This window comes from Psychromonas sp. SA13A (assembly GCF_011378715.1).
Taxonomy (GTDB): domain Bacteria; phylum Pseudomonadota; class Gammaproteobacteria; order Enterobacterales; family Psychromonadaceae; genus Psychromonas.
Genome location: NZ_WTKU01000026.1, coordinates 48,188 through 54,187, shown reverse-complemented (window position 1 = coordinate 54,187; position 6,000 = coordinate 48,188). Strand labels below are relative to the sequence as shown.

Sequence of the window (6,000 nt, the reverse complement as noted above, 5' to 3'; positions counted from 1 at the left end):
TTGTGTTCGCCGTGCTTACTTGTGCGGCGAGGATAAATACACGAGCCAATCATTCGAACATCGTCGGAAATGGATGGTTGAACGCATGCATCATCTTGCCTCTATTTTCAGTATTAATATTTGTGCTTATGCCATTATGTCGAACCACTATCATTTGGTGCTGCACATCGATGAGCAAGAAAATCAATTGCTTAGTGATGAACAGGTTTGCCAGCGATGGGGATGCTTGTATTCAATGCCAACGCTCATCCAACGTTGGTTAACACAACAAACGGTATCGACTGCAGAAAACCTGACTGCACTTAATATCATCAAGGACTGGCGAGAGCGCTTAGCAGATATCTCTTGGTTTATGCGTTGTATCAATGAGTTCATTGCACGTAAAGCCAATAAAGAAGATAACTGCTCAGGAAGATTCTGGGAAGGACGCTTTAAATCGCAAGCGCTATTAGATGAAGATGCGTTGTTAACTTGTATGGCTTATGTCGACCTTAATCCAATTCGTGCCAAAATGAATAATAGTGTTGAAACGTCAGAATATACATCTGCTTATGAGCGCATACATGGTGTTGCTTTTAAAGATGAAAACAATAAAGAGTCTTCTTTGGTCGGGTTAAGTTTTAAGAAAAAGCCATTATTGGGCTTTATAGGTGATGAGCATGAAGCTCAATCTCTTGTANTCTGCTTATGAGCGCATACATGGTGTTGCTTTTAAAGAGGAAAACAACAAAGAGTCTTCTTTGGTCGGGTTAAGTTTTAAGAAAAAGCCCTTATTGGGCTTTATAGGTGATGAGCATGAAGCTCAATCTCTTGTAAGTAGTCAGAAGGGGATACCATTCTCACTGCTTGATTATATCGAGTTGGTCGATTGGAGCGGTCGTATTTTACGAGATGATAAACGCGGTGCAATTGTTAGCCATCACCCTAAATTGCTTAACACACTTGGACTTGATAGTGAAAGTTGGTTATCGCTAGCGAGTAGTTTTGGAAAAGACTACCAAGGTGCGGTAGGCTCGTTAGATGAATTAGCCGCATTTGCAGCGCATACCGGTAAGCGTTGGATTGCCAGTAAAAACGAATTACGACGAAATATGCATTAATTTATTGCTCTTTTTCTTTCTTTATAAGCTATTAGCGAAAGCTAAAATATTTATCTGTCTAAAACATTATAAAATCTATTTTATACTCAGAAATTTATCTTCAACTTTCATCTGTTGACGAGAATCTACAGTTTTTTGACCATATTTCACTCAACTTTGTGCATCATTAACTCATTTTTTAATTGTAAAAGTTTTGGCTGTCTAGCATTGTTCGACGTTGGCTGTCTAGCATTGTTTCTCTTCACAAATTTTGGCAAACAATTTTTTGCATCGTAATAGTGCATTAGGAATCTATAAGATATGACGATTATCTACGAGTTTTCAGATGAGCATACAAAGCAAGTTCATCAATTATATAAAGAAGTCTGGTGGGCTAAAGATCGCTCGCTAGAAGATACAATAGATTGTGTAAAAGGCTCTCAAATTTGTATTGGAATACTCGACGATGACAGTAACTTAATTGGCTTTACTCGTATTATTAGCGACTTTATTTACAAGGCAATTATCTTTGATGTGATTGTAAGTAATAGTTGTCGTGGCAATGGGGTAGGGCAAAAAATAATGAGTCTTATTAAAAACCATGAAAAGTTAAAAAAGGTAAAGCATTTCGAGTTATATTGCTTACCTGAAATGGAATCGTTCTATTCGAGTTTTGATTTTTCGACTGATGTCGGTGGCATTAAATTAATGCGTTGTATTAATGCCTGAAAAGTTGCTTCAACGCAAAATAACAAGTGTCGTTCTCTTTGCTATACATTTTAGTCAACTGTAACTCACCACTTAATACTGTGTGAGATGTATGAGCTAACTTCATTTTAATGGCTTAATAAGATTAAATTTTTAAAGGTGTTTTTTTTGAGAAACAAAAATTATCTCGACGAGTTAACGTTTTTATTAATTAAAGAGTTTGTGCCAGTAGGTTATAAAATCACTCGAAAGGTCGAGCTAGATCCCTTACCTGAAAGCGCTAAATATGAAGCGTTAAACTTTCATCTTAATGATCGACGTATTGTTTATCGCAAAGGCAAAATTACCTCAGATAGACCGGGTGCTTTTTTGGCTGTTTGGCAACGTCCTCCTTTAGAGGATTTAACAAGTAATAAACCTAAACCTATACCATTAACATCTGATGATCTTGATTATTTATTTATACATGTAGAGAGCCATTCGAATATTTCGGAAGGGATTGAGCATAGATCCAAATATGGAATGTTTATCTTTCCTGTTTATCTTTTAATTGAAAAAGGGATTTTAGCTTCAGTAAAAAATAAAGGAAAAACTGGCTTCAGAGTATTTCCACCGTGGAGCGAAGATAGAGGGGATGTTGGTACTAAGGTGTTTTCTGAGTCAGGTAAGAAAACCCAACGCTGGCAAATTCCATTTTTTCTAGATATTGATGAAAATGGTTTAATAAACCCCTGTGAATTGAAAAAGCTGCTTCAAATATAAAGTACGTCACTCACACCTAACAATTGATTAAGGTTGTTTCTCTTTATATCGCTTTTTTTGGGAGGCGGGAGCTGGGAATGATAGTCAGATTTTTCCTTTGAAAATTAATGTTAATCTCTGTGGTTTTGAGGCGATAGTTCTTCACGATATGTTGTTACATACTCCCTTTCTTTATTAACCTCGCCTTAACCTACTCCTCTGTAAGCTCGACCTAATTTGAGTCATAAAATGTTTAAAGTAAAATTTTTTGTGATTTATAAATAAAGTGAAGTTAAATAGATCTCTAATGTGATTTTTTTAAAAAGGAAAGATTTTTAATGTCATTATTAAAAAAACCGAAAAAATGGGCAGCTCTTGCACTCGTCGCTAGTATTGCTTGCATCTCAGTCGTTGCTTGGTGCATGTTCAGTGTAAAAGGTGGAACGATGGGGTTTAGGGATGCCGCAGGATTAACACGATTGACTGTTCAGATAAGTGCAGGTGTCGCTATTTTTTCTGCTGTAATTTTTATATTTTCATTGATTCGTAGAGAACTGATTTCGAGTTTGATGAGTGGGATTGCAGCATTAATGCTTTCTGCACTCGTTTTTGTAGCAGTAACTAGTCAACCTTCTGAATATGATTCGCCTGCAGGGCCTGCGCTTAATGATATTTCAACGGACACTTTAGATCCGCCTCAATTCGATGCAGTTGCAGGAGTTCGACCTAGTGATAGCAATACTTTGGATTATCCTGGTGAATCGGCTGTGGAAAGGCAAGCAGATGCATTCCCAGATATTGCGCCTATCCAATCAAAACTTAGTAGCCAAGCTGCTTTTCAACGTGGTCTTAAAATAGTTAGCGACTCTGGGTGGGAATTAATCGCAGAGGATGATGCTAGTGGGATTATTGAAGCCGTTGATACAACAGCTTTTTTTGGTTTTAAAGACGATATTGTTATTCGAATTCGTGAAAACGGCAACAGTAGTATTATAGATATTAGATCTCACTCTCGAGTTGGTCGCGGTGATCGGGGACAAAATGCCAAACGAATTCGTCAGTTTATTGAGGATTTTTAATGCAAGTTATTGTCAGGTGAAATAAGTAGCTGAATGAGTGGCTAATATGAGGAAAAATAGAGATATATATTTTTGTTCGAGGAAGGTTGCTCAATCTTGCAGGTTAGCATGCATCTCTTCAGCGTTATAAATTTTACCCTCAGACTTAATGGGTTTAGTTAAATGCTGGTTGTATGAATAAAAAAGGTGAATCATTGCTGATCCACCTTTTTTAATGCTAGCGCTGTTAGCCTACTTTAGTGTAAAGGCTACAAGGTTTTTTTATCATTACCGATTACATACGGTAAGTTAAGTTTAAACCGACAGTACGGCTTTGGCCTACCGATGCACGGTAACCACCGTTAATTAAATACACAACATCTTCATCTGTTAAGTTAGTGATGTAACCACTGATTAATAGATCGCCAACAGTATAATCAACACTTGTACCTATGATTGCATAATTACCAGCTTTGTAATCTTCAGTATTATCAAGGTCAGAGTAGTATTCACTGACGTAGGTAACATCGGCACCGAGTGTTAGGTTTTCGCCAATGTATTGCGTTAATCCTAATGATGCATTGAGTTTTGGTGCATTTGATAGTTCATTACCTGCAAACCTGTCGTCTGAATCAACTTTAGTTTTTAACAAACCAATTGATGGACGTACTTCTAAGCTGTCAGTTAACCAGTGAGATAATTCGACCTCTAAACCCATTGTATGTGCTTTACCTACGTTAGTAATTTTGTAATCAGAAATACCTTGGTAGTCTGTGTAGTCATTGTAGAAAATAGCTGTGTTGATGGTAGTGCTGTTATTTAATGCTGTTTTAGCGCTTAGCTCATAGGCATTGACCGTTTCACTTTCATAAGTATAGACCTCAGAAGCACCTGCGTAGTTATAGTAACCAAGGCCACCTGAGTTATAACCTTGACGTACTGAAACGCCAAAGGTTGTATCTTCGTTCGGGCTGTAAGTTAAAGCAAGTTTAGGCAATACAAAAACATCTTCAATATCATCATCTATATCATTAGTTACATAAGTTGCAGTAAATAATCTGTCTTGTTTTTCGTATTGAACTCGTGCACCAGTTGTGAGCGTGAATTGGTCGTTAATGTAATAGTTCATTTCACCGAACAGACCTAAGCGTGTTTCGTCTGTTTGACCTTCCGTAGAGAAGCTTTCACTTGATACTGTATTCTCTCGATCAGCAGCCATTACACCTACAAATCCATCAACGTTAGAATTGCTTGGTGTGAAAGTTAATTGGCTCTCTATTTTTCTAGTTTTATCTTTGAAATTATAAGTTTGTTCGGTTGGGTATTGGTCAAAAATATTTGTCTGACTATTGAATGACAGCAGGGTGCTACTTGCCACTTGATTACTTAATTTATATTTAATTTCAGAAGAAATATTGTAAACATCAGAATCTTGAATGCGTGTGTTGTAACTGAAGTTACGGCCAAGGCCTTCGTTATAATTAGTACCTAGCGTTAAGGTTTCATCTTTATGCCCTGAACCATCGTCCCAGTTTGCCCAGTTTAAGTAGTTACCATCTGCTTTGCGGTAGTTTGCTGTCAATTTGATTGATAGATCTTCATTGAAGGCTGGTTTCCATAGTAATTTACCACGGAAGTTTAAGTTTCTTGAATCTTCTGGATCGACAGGTATGGTATCGCCATCGTAGGTAATATAGCTTTGTCCATCGGTACCGTCGAATGCAAAACGGTATGCTAATTGTTCATTGATTGGGCCAGATGCCATTAATGCAACGTTTTTCATTACATTACCGTTTTTGTAAATTTCAGCACCACCACGAATTGCATATTCGGGCGCAAAAGTAGGATCGTTGGTTTTAACTGAAACAGCACCACCAATAGAATTTTCACCCTGTGTCGTTGATTGTGGACCACGAAGTACTTCTATTTGTTGTACATCCCACACTCCTGAACCACTAAAGTTGTAGCCAGTAAATGCATCGGAAACACCATCGACATTTGTATCAACACGTTGACGAGCACCACTTCGAATTGCGTAGAATCCGGTTGCCGCACCACTACCATTAACTCCTCGAACATTAACACTACCAAAGCCTGATGTGACTACGTTAGGAGCTTTAATGATCACGTCATTCACTGTTTTGGCACCCGTTTTATCAATATCTTCACCTTCTATTAGGGTTACTGCTGTGGTGGTCTCCTTGATATCTCTATCCATTTTTTCCCCTGTCACAATGATCATTTCTGTGTGTGAAGGTTCTTCTGCCATGACTTGACCGGTTAACGCGATCATAATGCCTGCATATATTTTGCAATGCTTCATATTTACTAGTTCCATTATTGTGTTTCTTTTGATTAATTGGTAATGATATTTATTATCATTAATGTTAATGTAATTACTGTTAAGATCACAG

Annotated in this window: 4 protein-coding genes; 3 read left to right on the top strand and 1 reads right to left on the bottom strand. The window is 37.4% G+C overall.

The annotated features are described in order from the left end of the window. Positions 1–1,400 precede the first annotated feature (1,400 nt). From GQR44_RS17445 to GQR44_RS17435, 3 genes are all read left to right on the top strand, one after another. Positions 1,401–1,808: a GNAT family N-acetyltransferase gene (locus tag GQR44_RS17445; RefSeq protein ID WP_166372963.1), complete on the top strand. Its 408-nt coding sequence runs from the start codon at positions 1,401–1,403 to the stop codon at positions 1,806–1,808. A 147-nt stretch (positions 1,809–1,955) separates the two neighbouring features. Then, positions 1,956–2,549 (top strand): MepB family protein, encoded by a 594-nt coding sequence (locus GQR44_RS17440; RefSeq protein ID WP_166372962.1) that lies wholly within the window; start codon positions 1,956–1,958, stop codon positions 2,547–2,549. Between the two features lie 317 nt (positions 2,550–2,866). Next, positions 2,867–3,607, top strand: coding sequence for a DUF1499 domain-containing protein (locus GQR44_RS17435; protein WP_166372961.1), 741 nt, complete (start codon positions 2,867–2,869; stop codon positions 3,605–3,607). A gap of 274 nt (positions 3,608–3,881) precedes the next feature. Here the strand turns inward: GQR44_RS17435 and GQR44_RS17430 are convergent, their stop codons facing one another. Beyond that, positions 3,882–5,924 carry a TonB-dependent receptor gene (locus GQR44_RS17430; RefSeq protein WP_166372960.1) on the bottom strand — a complete coding sequence of 681 codons (2,043 nt, stop codon included), beginning with the start codon at positions 5,922–5,924 and terminating at the stop codon, positions 3,882–3,884. Between the last annotated feature and the right edge of the window lie 76 nt (positions 5,925–6,000).